Consider the following 16560-nt stretch of genomic DNA (forward strand, 5'->3'; position numbering starts at 1 on the left):
GTGAGTGGCTACGACGGTTCTAACCGGCACCGCCACTCACGAGGACTCAGCCCAGCACCCGCCGCAGCCACGGCACGCGGGCTTCGCTGGCCTGCTGGGAAAGCGCGGCCTGCGGCGCCGTCCCGTCGAAGCCGTGGAACGCGCCGGGCCACATGTGCAGCTCGGTCTGGATCCCGGCCAGCGAAAGCCGCGTCGCGTAGGTGATCACCTCGTCGCGGAAGGTCTCGGCGTTGCCGACGTCCAGGAACGCGGGCGGCAGGCCGGAAAGGTCCGTCGCGCGGGCCGGGGCGGCGTACGGCGAGACGTCGGGGCCGCCGCGGGCGTCGCCCAGCAGCGCGGTCCAGCCGACGTTGTTGGCGGTCCGGTCCCAGCTGCCGGAGCCGGCCATCTGGTACGCCGACGGGGTGTCGTTCCGGTCGTCCAGCATCGGGTACAGCAGCAGCTGGCCGAGCAGCGCCGGGCCGCGCCGGTCCCGCGCCAGCAACGCCACCGCGGCCGCCAGCCCGCCGCCCGCGCTCGCGCCGCCGACGAGCACGCGCTCCGGGTCGATGCCGAACTCCGCCGCGTGCTCGACCGTCCACTCCAGACCGGCGTAGCAGTCCTCCACCGGCGCGGGGTGCGGGTGCTCGGGCGCCACGCGGTAGTCGATCGCGACGAACGCGAGGCCGAGTTCCACCGCGTACTGCTTGAGGAACAACAGATCCCGGCCGCGGTTCCCGCCCAGCACCATGCCACCGCCGTGCAGCCAGTAGAGCACCGGCACCGCGGTGGTGACGCCCGCCGGACGGCCGACGATCGCCGGGATCGGGCCGTTCGGGCCGTCGGCCTCGACCTCCCACAGCTCGAGCGTGCCGTCCTCGGTCAGGTCCTCGAGCGGCAGCTGCCGGGAGGCGACGGCCGCGCGCACCACGGGCAGCGACTCGACCGACTCGATCCGCGGCATCTCGGCCCGGATCACGGCCAGCGCCGCCGCCAGCTCGGGGTCGTACGGCACCGGCGGGCCGGTCTGCGGGCGGGTCGACGGGTCGGTCGCGGTCATCTCGATACCTCCAAGGGCAATGCCGGTCGGGATCGATCTTCGTCGCGAACGGCCCGTTCGCACCTCAGCCACGCGGCGGGAATACCCCGCCATCCGGCGGGGCCGGGGTGAACGAGGCCTTCACAAACGGCGGCGAAGGTGAAAGATGACCAGGCCAGGCGCCGATGGGGGCAGCCGTTCACCGGGACTGGGCCGAACGCCGCAGCGGTGTTCATGATCGACGATAGTTGTCGAAATTTTGCGTAAGTCCGTCCAACTATTGCGGTTCCCTGTCAGAAATTCGTATGATCCAGCTCACACTGTCCCCACCAGTGCACACGAGCCCAAGAAAGGTGAGTGCTGCTCCCGTGACTCCCCCAGGTGTCTTCAGCGCGCCCGAAAAACGCCCACCGGCCTCCGGAAAACGCAGAATCGCGGCATTGACCAGCGCGGTGCTGGCGGCCGCCGGGCTGACGGCGCTCACGCTCGCCGCCTCACCCGCCGCCCTGCCCGCGGCGGCCGCCCCGGCCGCGTCCGGCTCGGCCCTCGACGTCGCCGGCCGCGGCGCCACCGTCCCGTTCGTGGAGCAGGAAGCCGAGAACGCGGCGACCAACGGCACCGTGATCGGCCCCGACCGCGCGGCGGGCACGCTCGCCGGCGAGGCGTCCGGGCGCAAGGCGGTGACGCTTTCGAGCCAGGGCCAGTACGTCGAGTTCACCCTGAGCGCGCCGTCGAACTCGCTCGACTTCCGCTACAGCCTGCCCGACAACGCCCAGGGCACCGGGATCAACGGCAAGATCGCCGTCTACGTCAACGGCGCCCACAACCGCGACCTCGACCTCACCTCGCGCTACGGCTGGTACTACGGCGGCTACCCGTTCAGCAACGACCCGGGCCAGGGCAAGGCGCACCACTTCTACGACGAGGTCCGCACCCTCTTCCCGGCCAGTTACCCGCAGGGCACCAAGATCCGGATCCAGGTCGACCCCGGCGACGTCACCCCCGCGACCATCGACCTGGCCGACTTCGAGCAGGTCGCCGCGCCGAAGACGCAGCCGGCGAACTCCCTGTCCGTCACCGATTACGGCGCCACCTCGGGCGACGGAGGTGACGACGCGGCCGCGTTCGACGCCGCCGTCGCCGCGGCCAAGAGCCAGGGCAAGGAGGTCTGGATCCCGGCGGGCACGTTCGTGCTGAACCACCACGTGACGGTGGACCAGGTGACCGTGCGCGGCGCCGGCCCGTGGTACTCCGAGCTGCACGGCTCGCGCGCGGGCATCTTCGGCAAGGGCGAGCCGGCCAGCTGCAGCACCCCGACCTACCCCGGCAACCCGGCCGTGCCGGGCAGCAGCACCAACGTGAAGCTGTACGACTTCGCGATCATGGGCGAGGTCGACGCGCGGGTGGACTGCGACCAGGCCAACGGCATCGGCGGCGCGCTGGGCGGCGGCTCGGTGGTGCAGGACCTGTGGATCCAGCACACGAAGGTCGGGCTGTGGCTCGACGGGCCGTTCGACGGGCTCACCGTGCGCGACAACCGGATCCTCGACCAGACCGCGGACGGGCTGAACCTGCACCAGGGCATCAGCAATGTGCTGGTGACCAACAACTTCCTGCGCAACACCGGTGACGACGGGCTGGCCATGTGGGCCGAGCACGACGCCGACCACAACAACACGTTCTCGTTCAACACCGTGCTGCTGCCGATCCTGGCGAACAACATCGCGATCTACGGCGGCCACGACAACACCGTTTCCGACAACGTGGTGGCCGACAACCAGGACCAGGGCGGCGGCATCCACGTCGCCAACCGGTTCAGCGCGGTGCCGCTCTCGGGCACCACGACGGTCACGCGCAACACCGCGATGCGCACCGGCGTGCTCGACTCCAACTGGCAGTTCGGAGTCGGCGCGCTGTGGTTCGACGGCCGCGACTCGGCCATCACCGGCCGGGTCGACGTGGTCGACAACGACTTGCTGGACAACAACTACGAGGGCGTCCAGTTCATCGACAGCGCCACCAGCGACGTCCACTTCGACGGCCTGCGGATCACCGGCGCGGGCACGTTCGCGTGGCAGTTGCAGGCGAAGCCGACCGGCACGGTGAAGAACGTCGTCGCGACCAAGATCGGCCGCGCGGGCATCTACAACTGCATGGGCCCGGACGCGATGACCGGGCTCGCCGACCAGGGCGGCAACTCCGGCTGGACCACCACGTTCTGCGGTTCGTGGCCGACGCCGGTGTACGACGGCGACAGCGGCGGCACCTCCACCCCGCCCACCACGCCGACGACCCCGACCACGCCCACCCAGCCGCCGACCGGGAACGTCGCGCTGCACAAGGCGGCCAGCGCGAGCGGCTCGCAGGGCGGCTTCCCGCCGGGCAACGCCGTGGACGGGAACACCGGCACGTACTGGGAAAGCGCCAACAACGCGTTCCCGCAGACGATCACCGTGGACCTGGGCAGCGCCCTGTCCGTCGGCCGGCTGGTGCTGAAGCTGCCGCCGTCGAACGACTGGGGCACCCGCACCCAGACGCTCGCCGTCTCCGGCAGTGCGGACAACTCCAGCTACACCACGTTGAAGGCGTCCGCGGGCTACACGTTCAACCCCAGTAGTGGCAACACGGCGACCGTCACGTTCACCGCCGCGAGCACGCGTTACCTGCGGCTGACGTTCACCGGCAACACCGGCTGGCCCGCCGGGCAGCTGTCCGAGCTCGAGGCCTACGCGTCCTGACTCCCCGCGAATCCCCAGAAAGGTGAGTGCCCAGAAGATGTCCCCCACCTCATCCCGGCCCCGCGGCCGGGCGGCGCTGCTGGCGGCCGCGCTGGTCTCGTCCGGGCTGACCGTGTTCGCGGTCGGCTCGGCGAGCCCGGCGGCCGCGGCGACCTGCCCGGCCACCGCGTCCGGCGGCGCTTCGACGCCGTTCCGGACCGTCGAGGCCGAATGCTCCTCGACCAACGGCACGGCGATCGGGCCCGACTACACGCAGGCGAGCCTGGCGTCGGAGGCTTCCGGCCGCCAGGCCGTGACCCTCGGCCAGGGCCAGTACGTCGAATTCACCCTGCCTGCCGCGGCCAACTCGATCAACGTCCACTACAGCCTGCCCGACGGCAGCTCCGGCCGGATGTCGGTGTACGTCGGCGGCACGAAGCTCGGCAGCGGCCTTTCCGTTACCTCGCAGTATTCCTACACCGACACGCCCAGCATCCCGGGCGCAAAGACGCACCACTTCTTCGACGACGCCCGGATGCTGTTCGGCCAGAACGCCGGCGCGGGCACGAAGGTCAAGGTGCAGCTCGACTCCGGTGACGTCGGACAGGCCACCATAGACCTGGCCGACTTCGAACAGGTCGGCGGCGCGGGCACGAAACCGGCGAACGCGCTTTCGGTGACCGATTACGGGGCCACGGCGGACGATTCGTCCGACGACACCCAGGCGTTCCGCAACGGCTTGTCCGCCGCGCGCTCGCAGGGCAAGGAGCTGTGGGTGCCGCCCGGCCGGTTCGAGATCGGCTCGGCGCTGCAGATCGACCAGACCACCGTCCGCGGCGCCGGGCAGTGGTACACGGTGCTGCACGGCAACAACATCTTCAACAACGGCAGCGCGTCCGGCAACATCAAGCTCTACGACTTCGCCGTCTTCGGCTCGGTCTCCGCGCGCAACGACAGCAGCCCGGACAACGCCTTCCACGGGGTGCTCGGGGCCGGCTCGACGGTGTCCGGGCTGTGGATCCAGAACACCAAGTGCGGCCTGTGGCTGATGAGCGGCGCTTCGTCGAACCTGACGATCGAGAACAACCGCATCCTCGACACGCAGGCCGACGGCGTCAACTTCGACGGCGCCGTGACGAATTCGACGCTGCACAACAACTACCTGCGCAACAACGGTGACGACGGGCTCGCGCTCTGGTCCAACGGCCAGGCGGATTCGGGCAACTCGCTGACCAACAACACCGTGGTGCAGCCGAATCTGGCCAACGGCATCGCGCTGTACGGCGGGTCGGACAACACCGTGAGCGGCAACCTGGTGCAGGACACGAACGCGCTGGGCGGGGGCTACCTGGTGGCCAACCGGTTCAGCTCGGTCCCGCTGTCGGGCACCGTCACGTTGTCGGACAACACCGCGCTGCGGGCCGGGGCGCTCGACCCGAACTGGCAGTTCGGCGTCGGCGCGCTGTGGTTCGACGCGCGGGACCAGGCGATCAGCGGCGTGGCCATCAAGGTCAACGGCTTCACCGCGATCGACAGCCCGTACGAGGCGATCCAGTTCATCGACGGCAACGGCGCGGGCAAGGTGGTCGGCGGCATCACCATCGACGGCGTGACGGTGCGCGGCACGGGCACTTTCGTGGCGCAGTCGCAGACGCAGGGCAGCGTCTCGATCAGCAACCTGACCGCGTCCGGCGTCGGGGTCACGGGCACGTACAACTGCCCGTACCCGTCCTCGACCCCGGCGATGACGTTCAGCGGCTCGGGCAACACCGGCTGGACCGGCACCTGGGGCGACTGCTCCTCGTGGCCCGCGCCGAACTCCGGCCCGCCCCAGCCGCCGCAGTCGGGCACGAACATCGCCCGCGGCAAGCTGACCACCGCGTCCGGCTCGGTCGGGGGCTTCCCGCCGGGCAACGCGGTGGACGGCAATGCGAGCAGCTACTGGGAGAGCACCAACAACGCGTTCCCCCAGACGCTGACCGTCGACCTCGGCTCGGCCTCGGCCATCAACAAGGTGACGCTGAAGCTCCCGCCGTCGGCCGATTGGGCGACCCGCACCGAAACGCTCACCGTCCAGGGCAGCCCGGACGGCAGCTCGTGGACCACCCTGGTGCCCTCCCGCGGCTGGACGTTCGACCCGTCCTCCTCGAACACCGCGTCGGCCGCCTTCGGCACCACGACCCAGCGTTTCGTGCGGCTGAACATCACCGGCAACACCGGCTGGCCGGCCGGGCAGGTCTCCGAGCTGGAGGTCGCGGCCGCCTGAGGACGAAGGCCTCCCCGCCCGAGTGGCGGCCCGGACGGGGAGGCCTTCTTTATCGTCTACCCACACCGGAAAGTCCACATGAGACTCCTGGTCCGCGGGGCGGGTGGACGTCCCGATGCCGGGCGCACGCCGGCCGGACGCGCCCGCGGCCCACTCACCCTCGACCGAGTCGCACTTTTGCATCCGATTGCAGTAAAATTTCGGACATGACGCGTCGACTTGCCGAAGTGGCCCATCAGGTGGGGGTCAGCGAAGCCACGGTCAGCCGGGTGCTCAACGGCCGGTCCGGGGTTTCCGCGAGCACTCGCGCCGCCGTGCTCACCGCGCTGGACGTGATGGGCTACGAGCGGCCGACCCAGCTGCGCGGGGAACGGGCCCGCCTGGTCGGGCTGGTGCTGCCCGAGCTGCAGAACCCGATTTTCCCCGCGCTCGCCGAGATCATGGGCAACGCGCTGGCCCAGCAGGGGTTCACCCCCGTGCTCTGCACCCGCACCGCGGGCGGGGTGTCCGAGGCCGAGTACGTGGAGTTGCTGTTGCAGCAGCAGGTGTCCGGGGTGGTGTTCGCCGGCGGGCTGTTCGCCCAGGCCGACGCCGTGCACACGCACTACCACCACCTTGTCGAGCGGCGGCTGCCCACGGTGCTGATCAACGCCGCCGTCGACCACCTCGGGCTGCCGCAGGTCTCGTGCGACGACGCGGTGGCCGTCGAGCAGGTCGTCGGGCACCTCAACTCGCTCGGGCACGAGAAGATCGGGCTGGTGCTCGGGCCGGTCGACCACGTGCCGTCGCAGCGCAAGCTCGAGGCGTTCCGCGCGTACGCGGCGAAGCTCGGCCTGCCGGTGCTCGACGAACTGGTGGAGCACGGCATGTTCTCCATCGAGGGCGGGCACGCGGCGGCCGCCCGGCTGTACCCGCGCGGGGCCACCGCCGTGCTGTGCGCCAGCGACCTGCTCGCGCTCGGCGCCATCCGCGCCGCCCGGCGGCAGGGCCTCTCGGTGCCGGACGACATCTCCGTCGTCGGCTACGACGACTCGGCCCTGATGAACTGCACCGACCCGCCGCTCACCACCACCCGCCAGCCGATCGAGGCGATGGGCCGCGCGGTGGTGGAGCTGCTGGTCAAAAGGATCAACGGCGGCACGGTGGCGGCCGAGGAGCTGCTGTTCGCGCCGGAGCTGGTGGTCCGCGGGTCGACCGCCCGGCACACCGCGTAACCCCGGCAGTCCCCGAAGGGGGCCTTGAGGGACCACCGAGTCCCTGAAGGCCCCCTTCGGCGCGTCCGGGGACATAAGCCGGCCAACGGCGCCGCGTCCTGTTCGTAACTTGCAACTTCTCGTCGGGTTATTGCGGGCTTCCGGTCTCACACTTTAGAGTGACCGCCATCACGACACAGCCGTCGCGACCGCGAGAAGAGGCTTGAGATGAGCAGTCCCTGGTCCCGAGCGCCGAGGCCCCGCCGCACTCCCAGAACCGTGCTCGCCCTGCTCACCGCGGGTGGGCTGGCCGTGAGCCTGGCCGCCTGTGGCGGCGGGACGGACAGCGGTGCCGCGGGTGGCAAGGTGCAGATCACCGTCACCGGGCAACCGCCGCAGACGCAGCCGTTCGAACGCAAGGTGTTCGACGCCGACGTGGCCGAGTTCGAGGCGTCCCACCCGAACATCGACATCGTCCCCCACGAGGGGTTCATGGACCCCAAGACGTTCTCCGCCAAGCTGGCCGGCGGCCAGCTCGAGGACGTCTACTACGTCTACTTCACCGATCCGGCGCAGATCATCGCCCGGCATCAGGCCGCCGACATCACGGAAGCGGCCAAGAGCGTCCCGCACGTGAACGACATCCAGCCGCAATTGCTGGACAACTTCCGCGACGCGAACGGCAAGCTCTACGGCCTGCCGACCGCGAACTACACCATGGGGCTGGTCTACAACCGCAAGCTCTTCCAGCAGGCCGGGCTCAACCCGGACCAGCCGCCGACGACGTGGGACGAGGTCCGCGCCGACGCGAAGAAGATCTCCGCACTGGGGAACGGCGTCGTGGGGTACGCCGACTACAGCAAGAACAACCAGGGCGGCTGGCACATGACCGGCTGGCTGTACTCGATGGGCGGTGACGTCGCGCGCAAGGACGGCGACAAGTGGGTCGCCGACTTCGACAACGACAAGGCCCGCGCCGCGCTGAACTACCTGCACGAAATGCGCTGGGACGACAACTCCATGGGCAGCAAGCAGCTGCTGCAGGACGTGGACGTGCAGCAGCTGATGGGCGCCGGCCAGCTCGGCATGTACATGGCCGCCCCGGACAACGTGCCGGTGCTGGTCAAGCAGTTCAACGGCAAGTACGAGGACTACGGGATCGCCGGCATGCCCGGCGGGCAGGGCACCCTGCTCGGCGGCGAGGGCTACATGATCAACCCGAAGGCCTCGGCCGCGAAGGTCAAGGCCGGGCTCGAGTGGATCCAGTGGAAGTACCTCAACCCGGACCGCTTCGACAAGCACGTCAAGCAGTACGCCGACGGGCAGCAGCCGGTGGGCCTGCCGACCGAGCCGACGCCGGACATCTGGCAGGGCGCCGTGCGCGACCAGCAGCTGGCCGTGAAGAAGAAGTACGCGAACGTGCCGGCGCAGAACTACCAGGCCTACGTCGACACCGCGAACCGGATCAAGGGCAGCATCGAGCCGCCGAACGCGCAGCAGATCTACGCGGCCCTCGACAGCGTGATGCAGGCGGTGCTGACCGACCGCAATGCGAACGTCGACCAGCTGCTCTCCTCCGCGACGTCGAAGGTCAACAGTGCCCTCGCCCAGGTCAAGTGACGTTCTCGACTGGCCCGCGGCGACCCCGCGGGCCAGTCGGCCCGTCGCGACAGCGGCCGAGCGCCGCCGTTCCCGGCTACGGCGGAAGATCAAGGACAACATCACCGCGTACAGCCTGTTGTGCGCCGCGATCCTGGTGTTCGCGATGTTCTCCTGGTACCCCATCGTGCGCGGGGTGCTGCTGAGCTTCCAGCAGGTGGACTTCGTGAACCCGCCGACCTGGGTGGGCTTCGACAACTTCGTGCGGCTCTTCCAGGACCCGCTGTTCGGGGTCGCCTGGCGCAACACGTTGCTGTTCACCGGGTTCGCGCTCGTTTTCGGCTTCGCCGTGCCGTTCCTGGCCGCGGTGCTGCTGAACGAGCTGCGCCACGCGCGGGCGTACTTCCGGCTCGCGGTGTACCTGCCGGTGATGCTGCCGCCGGTGGTCACCGCGCTGATGTGGAAGTGGTTCTACGACCCGGGCCCAGGCCTGTTCAACTCGGCGCTGACCGCGGTGGGCCTGCCCGGCGCGCAGTGGCTCGACTCCAGCACCACGGCGATGCTGTCGCTGGTGTTCGTGTCCACCTGGGCGAACATGGGCAGCACGACGCTGATCTACCTGGCGGCGCTGCAGACCATCCCGGGCGAGCTGTACGAGGCCGCGGAGCTGGACGGCGCCGGCATGTGGCGGCGGCTGCGGCACGTCACGTTCCCGCAGACGCGGTTCGTGCTGCTGGTGCTCCTCCTGCTGCAGATCGTCGCGACCATGCAGGTGTTCACCGAGCCGTACGTGATGACCGGCGGCGGCCCGGACGACTCGACCGTGACCGTGCTCCTGCTGCTGTACCGCTACGCCTTCGTCTACAACGACTTCGGCTCGGCCAGCGCGATGAGCCTGCTGCTGTTCGTGGCGCTCGGGGTGTTCTCGGCGATGTACGTGCGGATGACCCGGCGAGCGGACGCTTAGGAGGTTCCGGTGACCATTACCTTGCCACACAAGAAGAAGCGTGCCGAAGCACCATCCGGGCGCACGCTGGTCTCGCCGTCGCAGCTGCGCACCCGCGGCGGCAAGACGCTGTACGTGATCGTGTTCGTGTGCACGTTCGTGGCGTTCACCATCGCGTTCCTGTTCCCGCTGTACTGGGCGGTGACCGGCGCGATGAAAACCCCGGCGGAGCTGGCCCGCACGCCCGCGACGCTGGTGCCGCAGCAGTGGCACCCGGAGTCCTTCGCCGAGGCCTGGAGCCAGATGAACCTCGGCAAGTACCTGTGGAACACCGTGGTCGTGGCCGGCGGTGCCTGGCTGGTGCAGCTCGCGGTGGACGTGCCGGCGGCGTTCGCGCTGTCGAAGCTGCGGCCGAAGTTCGGCAACGTCGTGCTCGGGCTGATGCTCGTCACGCTGATGCTGCCGGCCGCGGCCCTGCTGGTGCCGACGTACGTGACCGTGACCGACCTGCCGCTGCTGCACCTCAACCTGATCAACTCGCCCACCGCGATCTGGCTGCCCGCGGCGGCCAACGCGTTCAACATCTACCTGCTCAAACGGTTCTTCGACCAGATCCCGGACGAGCTGATCGAGGCCGCGCGCCTCGACGGGGCGGGGCCGGTCCGCACGCTGTGGCGGATCATCCTGCCGATCTCCCGGCCGATTCTCGCGGTGGTGTCGATCCTGACCATCGTCGCCGCGTGGAAGGACTTCATCTGGCCGCTGCTGGTGTTCCCGGACACCGGCAAGCAGACGCTGAGCGTGATGCTGCAGCGCGTGGCCATCGACCTGCCGCTGAACCTGCTCGTCGCGGGCATGGTGCTGGCGAGCATCCCGATGATCGCGCTGTTCCTCGTGTTCCAGCGCCAGATCTTCGCCGGGCTGACCGCCGGTTCGATCAAGGGCTGATGTGAACTCTCGAAACCCACAAGGGAGGGGTAACGCAGTGACCGCTTCGGGGCAGCTGTCCACCACCGAGGGCTCGGCCTGGTGGCGCAGCGCGGCGATCTACCAGGTGTACATCCGCAGTTTCGCGGACGGGAACGGCGACGGCGTCGGCGACCTGACCGGCGTGCGGTCCAAATTGGACTATCTCGCCGGGCTGGGCGTGGACGCGATCTGGTTCACGCCGTGGTACCCGTCGCCGATGGACGACGGCGGCTACGACGTCGCCGACTTCCGCGACATCGAGCCGCTGTTCGGCACCTTGGGCGAGGCCGAGCAGCTCCTGACGGAGGCGCACGAGCTGGGCATCCGCGTCATCATCGACATCGTGCCGAACCACTGCTCCGACGAGCACCGGTGGTTCCGGGCGGCGCTGGCCGCGGCCCCCGGCTCGGCCGAGCGGCAGCGGTTCTGGTTCCGCCCCGGCCGCGGGCCGGACGGCTCGGAGCCGCCGAACAACTGGAAGTCCCGCTTCGGCGGGCCGGCCTGGACCCGGGTGACCGAGGCCGACGGCAGCCCCGGCGAGTGGTACCTGCACCTGTACAGCTCGCGGCAGCCGGACTTCAACTGGGACAGTCCCGACATCCGCGCGGAGTTCGAGGACGTGCTGCGGTTCTGGTTCGACCGCGGGGTGGACGGGTTCCGCGTGGACGTCGCCGACGGGCTGGTCAAGGACCCGGTCCTGCCCGACGTAGACGACGGCGACGAGACGCCGTTCTCCGATCAGGAGGGGCTGCACGAGATCTACCGCTCGTGGCGCAAGATCGCCGACAGCTACCCGGGCGAGAAGATCCTGGTCGGCGAGATGTGGCTGCCCGACATGTCGAGAGCGGCGCGCTACCTCCGCCGCGACGAGCTGCACTCGGCGTTCAACTTCGACTTCCTGACCTGCCCGTGGGATCCCGGCCGCTTCCGCGACGTCATCTCCCGCACCCTGCGGGCGCACGAGGAGGTGGGCGCCCCGGCCGCGTGGGTGCTGTCGAACCACGACGTCACCCGGCACGTCACGCGGTACGGCCGTTCGGGCGACACCGGTTTCGCCTTCGCGGACCGTCTACATGGGACACCCGTCGACCGCGTGCTCGGCACCCGCCGGGCCCGCGCGGCCGCCCTGCTGACGCTGTCGCTGCCCGGTGGGCTGTACGTCTACCAGGGTGAGGAGCTGGGCCTGTGGGAGGTCGAGGACATCCCGTCCGGCCTGCGCCAGGACCCGGTCTGGGCCCGGACCCAGGGCGCCGACCCGGGCCGTGACGGCTGCCGGGTGCCGATCCCGTGGTCCGGCCAGGCGTCGCCGTTCGGCTTCGGTGAGGGCGAGCCGTGGCTGCCCCAGCCGGCGGAATGGGTTGCGTACACGGCGGAAGCGGAGGCCGGCGACCCGGACTCGATGCTGTCGCTCTACCGCCGGGGCCTGGCGCTGCGGTCTTCCCTCGGTGAGCCGGCGTTGTCCTGGCTGGACGCGGGCCCGGACGTGCTGGCCTTCTCGCGTGCGCCGGGTTTTGTGTTCCTGCTGAACTTCTCGGCCGCGCCGGTTCAGTTGCCCGCGCATTCGGAAGTCCTGCTGGCCAGCGGGCCGTTGCCGGACGGGCTGCTGCCCACCGACACGGCGGTGTGGCTGCGTTCCTGAGTTCCAGTGCCCGTCCCGGTGTTCTGACGCCGGGGCGGGCGCTGCGATGGGACAATCCCCGCTGGCGGCATCCACTTCCGCAGGGGGCGACGATGAGCAGATGTCGCTGACCGGGAACCTGGTGGTGAAAACCGGCTTCCGGGCCCTGTCACTGGGTTACCGGCTCGCCCCCGAGCACCCGTTCCCGGCCGCGATCGAAGACGCGCCCGCCGATGCTGCTGCAGTCCGGCGCCAACGAGGTGCTCCTCGACGACTCCACGCGGCTGGCCGCTCGCGCGAGGGACGCCGGGGTGGACGTGATCCTCGACGTCACCGCCGGCGTGGCGCACGGGTTCCAGTGGTTCGCCGGGGTCCTCGAAGAAGCCGATCAGGCACTCGACCGCGCCGCGCTTTTCCTTGCCCAGCAGGTCAAACGGTGAGCTTCAGGATGTCCACGCCGCGCGCGTGGTCCGCCACGTACACGTATCCGTCGTGCCAGTACGGGGCCCACGAGCTGGCGTCGGCCGGGCGGAAGTAGGCGATCTGACGCGGGTTGGTCGGGTCGCTGACGTCCAGGAACCGGGTGCCCTGCGCGTAGAACGACTGCACCAGCACGTGGCCGCGCACGTCGAAGTAGTGCGCGGAGCAGTCGTCGGAAGCGGGATCACTGCCTTCCTGGCCCTCGACGCTCCAGGTGCCGACGCTCTGCAGCCGGAACGGGGCCGACGGGGTCGAGCGCCAGCCCTCGCCGCCGTAGGAGCCGGCCAGCGACGAGATGGTCAGGACGCCGTCGCCCGCGCAGCCGTCGACGAAGTTCTCCTCGGTGGCGTACACCAGGTCGTGGCCGCGCCAGGCACCGTCGGCGGCGGGGCCGACCGGGTGGAAGCTGTTGTGCAGGAACCTCGACGGCGCGGCGGTTTCGGCCACGCCACCGCCGGCGTACGGCACCGGGGCGTCGGCCGTGGCGCGGCGGATCCGGCCCTGCACCGGGTCGTGGTGGAGGCCGGAGGTCCAGTAGCCGCGCACGCCGCCGCGGCCGGAAACCCAGGCGACGCCCGCGGCATCCACCTGGACGTCGTGCACGTAGTCGGTCTTGCCGTCGTTGCGGGCCAGCTCGATCGGGTCCGGGTGGACCTTCGGGTGGCGCGGATCGCGGACGTCGGTGACCCAGATCGGGCGGCCGCCCCAGTCGGCGGGCTGGTCGTCGGCCTTCGACGGGCCGCCGGTCCACAGGTAGCGGCAGCCGTCGACGCAGCTGGTCGTGTGCCCGGCCGGCAGGCGCACGTAGCTCAGGATCTGCGGCGACTCCGGCCGCGAGAGGTCCACGACGTAGATGCCGGACTCGCCGGTGTGCGTGTTCCCGTTGAAGGCGCGCGGGTCGCGGGAGAGGAAGACCAGCTTGCGCGCCGCGTCCACCTCGGTGTCCTCGGTCTCCCACAGGCCCGGCAGGCTGAGCTGCCCGATCGCCTTCGGCGCGGCCGGATTCCGGGTCAGGTCGTAGACCTTGAGGCCGAACTCGCCGGACACCACCATCACGTCGCGGCGGCCGTACTGCAGGAAGTTCGCCGAGATGGCGCCCTGCGCGTCGGGCAGGTTCCCGACCGCGCGCACGCCCTTCACCGCGCCCGGATCGCCCGCGGTGCGCTTGACCTGCGCCGCCGGCTTGTCGTCCTCACCGCAGGCCGCGGCGGGCAGGCCGGTGGAGACCAGCGTCGCGGCCACCGTCGTCAGAGCCAGCACCGGGCGGAGCCACCAACGACGCACACGAACCTCCCAGAACGCCCAGCGTGACTGTCGCACTGTAAGACGGTAATTAACCGGACACAACCGTCTTTCGTTCCTTGAGGCTGGTAGTAAGGCACCATGCGTTCGCGTCTGCTCGTCCTGCTCGCCACCGCGGCCGTGGCCCTCGCCGGCTGCTCCGCCGTCGAGCCGGCCCAGCCCGGTGCGCTGGCCGTCGGCCTGCAGGAGCCGGGCACGCTGCTGCCCGCCGACGTCGACGACCAGGCCGGGCGCCTGGTCACCGGCGCGCTCTGGACGCCGCTGGCCGACTACGACACCGCGTCCGGCCGCCTCACCCCGCGCGCCGCCGAATCGATCACCAGCCCGGACCGCGTGCACTGGACCGTGCGGCTGCGGGCGGGCGGCCGGTTCCATGACGGCACCCCGGTCACCGCCCGGTCCTATGTGGACACCTGGAAGGCCGTCGCGGCGGAGAACTGGGCCGCCACCCCGGTGCTGAAGGAGTCCTTGCGCGCCAAGGAGATCTCCGCCCCGGACCCGGCGACGATCCGGATCGACCTCGACCGCCCCTCCAACCAGGTGCCCGCGCTGCTGTCGGCTCCGGGGCTGGTGCCGCTGCCCGCGTCCGTGCTGGCTTCCCGCGACTGGAACGGCTTCGCGCGCCACCCAGTCGGCAACGGCCCGTTCCGCCTGGAAAACGGCTGGGTGCCCGGCACCGGCGGCAAGCTCGTGCGCGTGACACCCGCGCCGGGCAAGGCGAACGAGGTCGACCTGCAGGTCGGGGATCCGGCCGAGCAGTACGACCAGGTGCGGGACGGACAGCTCGACCTCGCCACTTCGGTGCCGGGCGAGCGGCACGAGGCGATGCACGCCGACTTCGATGGCCGGCACACCACCTGGCCGCTGCCCGAGGCCGGCTACCTGGTGTTCCCGGTGCGCACGCCCCGGTTCGCCGACGCCACCGTGCGGCACGCGTTCGCGCTGGCGGCCGACCGGGAGGCGCTGGTGAAGGGCCCGCTCGCGCAGCAGGTCGACCCGCCGCGGGCGCTGCTGCCGCCCGCCGAGGCCCCCGGCGAGCGCACCGGCACCTGCCGTCCGTGCTCGTTCGACGCGGCGGCCGCGAAATCGCTGCTCGGCCAGTCCGGCTTCACCGGCCCGGCGACGGTCTATTTCGACACCGGCGCGGGCACCTGGACCGGCGCGCTGGCCGCCGGCCTGGGCGGGACGCTCGGCGTGCCCGTGACCGCGCAGCCGAGGCAGTCCGACGGGCCGCTGGACAGTCCGTCCACAGTGGACCTCAAGGCCAACACCCCGAGCCCGGCGGAGCTGCTCACCGGTCTGGCCGCCGCGTCGGGGTACACCGATCCGGGCTTCACGCAGGACCTCGCCGCCGCCGAGTCCGCCGCGACGCCCGAGGAGTCCGGGCAGCTCTACCGCGTCGCCGAGAACCAGCTGCTGCGCGACCTGCCTGTCGCGCCGCTCTGGACCGGCCACGGCCATGCCGTCTGGGCGCCGCGCGTGCACGACGTCACCGCGACGCCGTTCGCCGACGTCAGGCTGGCCGACATCTCGGTCTGAACTCCTCAGACGGTCGCGTGCTCGGCCACGACGTCGACGAACCCCGAGGTCAGCGGGTCGGGACCGGGGCGGGTGTACGCCACGAGCCGGCGGCGGACCGGGGTGGACGGGCGCAGGACCCGGCCCTCGAAGCGCGGCGGCAGGACGTTCGCGGGCACCAGCGCCGGCCCCAGCCCGGCCGCGGCGAGGATCGGCGCCGCGGCGGTCTGCTCCGTGCGCACCGCGGGGCGCGGCCGGAAACCCGCGTCGGCGCAGGCGCGGTCCACCAGCTCGGCGAGACCGTGGCCCGGTGCGTAGTGCACCCACGCGCAGTCGGCCAGGGTGGCCAGATCGACGGTGCCGTCCGGGCCTTGTTCGGACTTATTGCCGTCGGTGGGCAGGACGACCACGAAGTCCTCCGTGCCGATCTCCCGGACGGGCCCGTCCCAGCCCTCGGGGACCGGGCCGACCGCGACGTCGGCCTCCCCCGCCGTCATCGCCTCGCGCAGCTCGTCGGCGTGCCGGTACTCGAACAGGCGCACGTCCACCTCCGGCCGTTCGCGGCGCCAGACACGCAGCGCCGGCGGCAGCACGCCGAGGCTCACCGAGTAGACCGTCGCGACCAGCAGCTCACCGGCCATCAGCCCGCCCGCCTGCCGGGCCGCACACCGGGCACGCTCGGCGTCGGCCAGCGTCGCCCGCGCGTGGGGCAGCATCGCGCGTCCCATCGGCGTGAGCCGCACCGCGCGCGGCAACCGCTCCAGCAACGGGCCGCCGACGGTCTGCTCCAGCGCGCGCATCTGGTGCGAGAGGGCCGGTTGCGTCACGTGCAGCTGTTCGGCCGCCCGCGTGAACGAACCCGTGTCGACGACCGTGACGAGGTACTCGAGCTGCCTCAGGCTTGCCATGAACAGATCTTATCGCTCTTGTGAAA

11 protein-coding genes and 2 pseudogenes are annotated in these 16560 nt (G+C 70.8%); 10 read left to right on the plus strand and 3 right to left on the minus strand.

The window, feature by feature from the left end; translation table 11 throughout:
- Positions 1-46: 46 nt before the first annotated feature.
- Complete coding sequence (locus OG371_RS02845) at positions 47-1039, minus strand: alpha/beta hydrolase (protein WP_329065222.1); 993 nt, start codon at positions 1037-1039, stop codon at positions 47-49.
- A gap of 347 nt (positions 1040-1386) precedes the next feature.
- Between OG371_RS02845 and OG371_RS02850 the strand changes: the two genes are divergently transcribed.
- The 9 genes and pseudogenes from OG371_RS02850 to OG371_RS02890 form a co-directional block, all read left to right on the plus strand.
- On the plus strand, positions 1387-3756 hold the full coding sequence (locus OG371_RS02850) for a discoidin domain-containing protein (RefSeq protein ID WP_442876076.1): 2370 nt from the start codon (positions 1387-1389) through the stop codon (positions 3754-3756).
- Between the two features lie 37 nt (positions 3757-3793).
- Positions 3794-6001 (plus strand): discoidin domain-containing protein, encoded by a 2208-nt coding sequence (locus OG371_RS02855; protein ID WP_329065226.1) that lies wholly within the window; start codon positions 3794-3796, stop codon positions 5999-6001.
- 206 nt (positions 6002-6207) lie between these two features.
- Complete coding sequence (locus OG371_RS02860) at positions 6208-7215, plus strand: LacI family DNA-binding transcriptional regulator (RefSeq protein WP_329065228.1); 1008 nt, start codon at positions 6208-6210, stop codon at positions 7213-7215.
- Between the two features lie 207 nt (positions 7216-7422).
- The gene (locus tag OG371_RS02865) at positions 7423-8814 is read left to right on the plus strand and encodes an ABC transporter substrate-binding protein (protein ID WP_329065231.1); all 1392 of its coding nucleotides are present in this window, start codon (positions 7423-7425) and stop codon (positions 8812-8814) included.
- Complete coding sequence (locus OG371_RS02870) at positions 8792-9760, plus strand: carbohydrate ABC transporter permease (RefSeq protein ID WP_329065233.1); 969 nt, start codon at positions 8792-8794, stop codon at positions 9758-9760. The genes OG371_RS02865 and OG371_RS02870 overlap by 23 nt, the downstream gene beginning before the upstream one ends.
- A gap of 9 nt (positions 9761-9769) precedes the next feature.
- Positions 9770-10687: a carbohydrate ABC transporter permease gene (locus tag OG371_RS02875; protein ID WP_329065236.1), complete on the plus strand. Its 918-nt coding sequence runs from the start codon at positions 9770-9772 to the stop codon at positions 10685-10687.
- 37 nt (positions 10688-10724) lie between these two features.
- Positions 10725-12347 (plus strand): glycoside hydrolase family 13 protein, encoded by a 1623-nt coding sequence (locus OG371_RS02880; protein WP_329065238.1) that lies wholly within the window; start codon positions 10725-10727, stop codon positions 12345-12347.
- Between the two features lie 100 nt (positions 12348-12447).
- Positions 12448-12529 (plus strand): annotated as a pseudogene (locus tag OG371_RS02885) (hypothetical protein); the annotation flags it as partial.
- Between the two features lie 24 nt (positions 12530-12553).
- Positions 12554-12766: pseudogene (locus OG371_RS02890) on the plus strand (alpha/beta hydrolase); the annotation flags it as partial.
- Here OG371_RS02890 and OG371_RS02895 read toward each other — a convergent pair.
- A complete protein-coding gene (locus tag OG371_RS02895) occupies positions 12756-14090 on the minus strand; it encodes an LVIVD repeat-containing protein (RefSeq protein WP_442876140.1) in 1335 nt (444 codons plus the stop codon). The pseudogene OG371_RS02890 and the gene OG371_RS02895 overlap by 11 nt on opposite strands.
- A gap of 99 nt (positions 14091-14189) precedes the next feature.
- Here OG371_RS02895 and OG371_RS02900 point away from each other — a divergent pair, with 99 nt between their 5' ends.
- The gene (locus tag OG371_RS02900; RefSeq protein ID WP_329065242.1) at positions 14190-15647 is read left to right on the plus strand and encodes a peptide ABC transporter substrate-binding protein; all 1458 of its coding nucleotides are present in this window, start codon (positions 14190-14192) and stop codon (positions 15645-15647) included.
- Positions 15648-15652: 5 nt separating this feature from the next.
- On the opposite strand, the gene OG371_RS02905 is transcribed toward OG371_RS02900, so the two are convergent.
- Positions 15653-16534, minus strand: coding sequence for a LysR family transcriptional regulator (locus OG371_RS02905; RefSeq protein WP_329065244.1), 882 nt, complete (start codon positions 16532-16534; stop codon positions 15653-15655).
- Positions 16535-16560: the final 26 nt, after the last annotated feature.

It is taken from the genome of Amycolatopsis sp. NBC_01480, assembly GCF_036227205.1.
Lineage (GTDB): Bacteria > Actinomycetota > Actinomycetes > Mycobacteriales > Pseudonocardiaceae > Amycolatopsis.

What these genes read in the sequence shown, in the direction of transcription:
- OG371_RS02905 (WP_329065244.1), bottom strand. Translation starts at nt 16,534, where the DNA reads ATGGCAAGCCTGAGGCAGCTCGAGTACCTCGTCACGGTCGTCGACACG.
- OG371_RS02845 (WP_329065222.1), bottom strand. Translation starts at nt 1,039, where the DNA reads ATGACCGCGACCGACCCGTCGACCCGCCCGCAGACCGGCCCGCCGGTG.
- OG371_RS02865 (WP_329065231.1), top strand. Translation starts at nt 7,423, where the DNA reads ATGAGCAGTCCCTGGTCCCGAGCGCCGAGGCCCCGCCGCACTCCCAGA.
- OG371_RS02900 (WP_329065242.1), top strand. Translation starts at nt 14,190, where the DNA reads ATGCGTTCGCGTCTGCTCGTCCTGCTCGCCACCGCGGCCGTGGCCCTC.
- OG371_RS02860 (WP_329065228.1), top strand. Translation starts at nt 6,208, where the DNA reads ATGACGCGTCGACTTGCCGAAGTGGCCCATCAGGTGGGGGTCAGCGAA.
- OG371_RS02855 (WP_329065226.1), top strand. Translation starts at nt 3,794, where the DNA reads ATGTCCCCCACCTCATCCCGGCCCCGCGGCCGGGCGGCGCTGCTGGCG.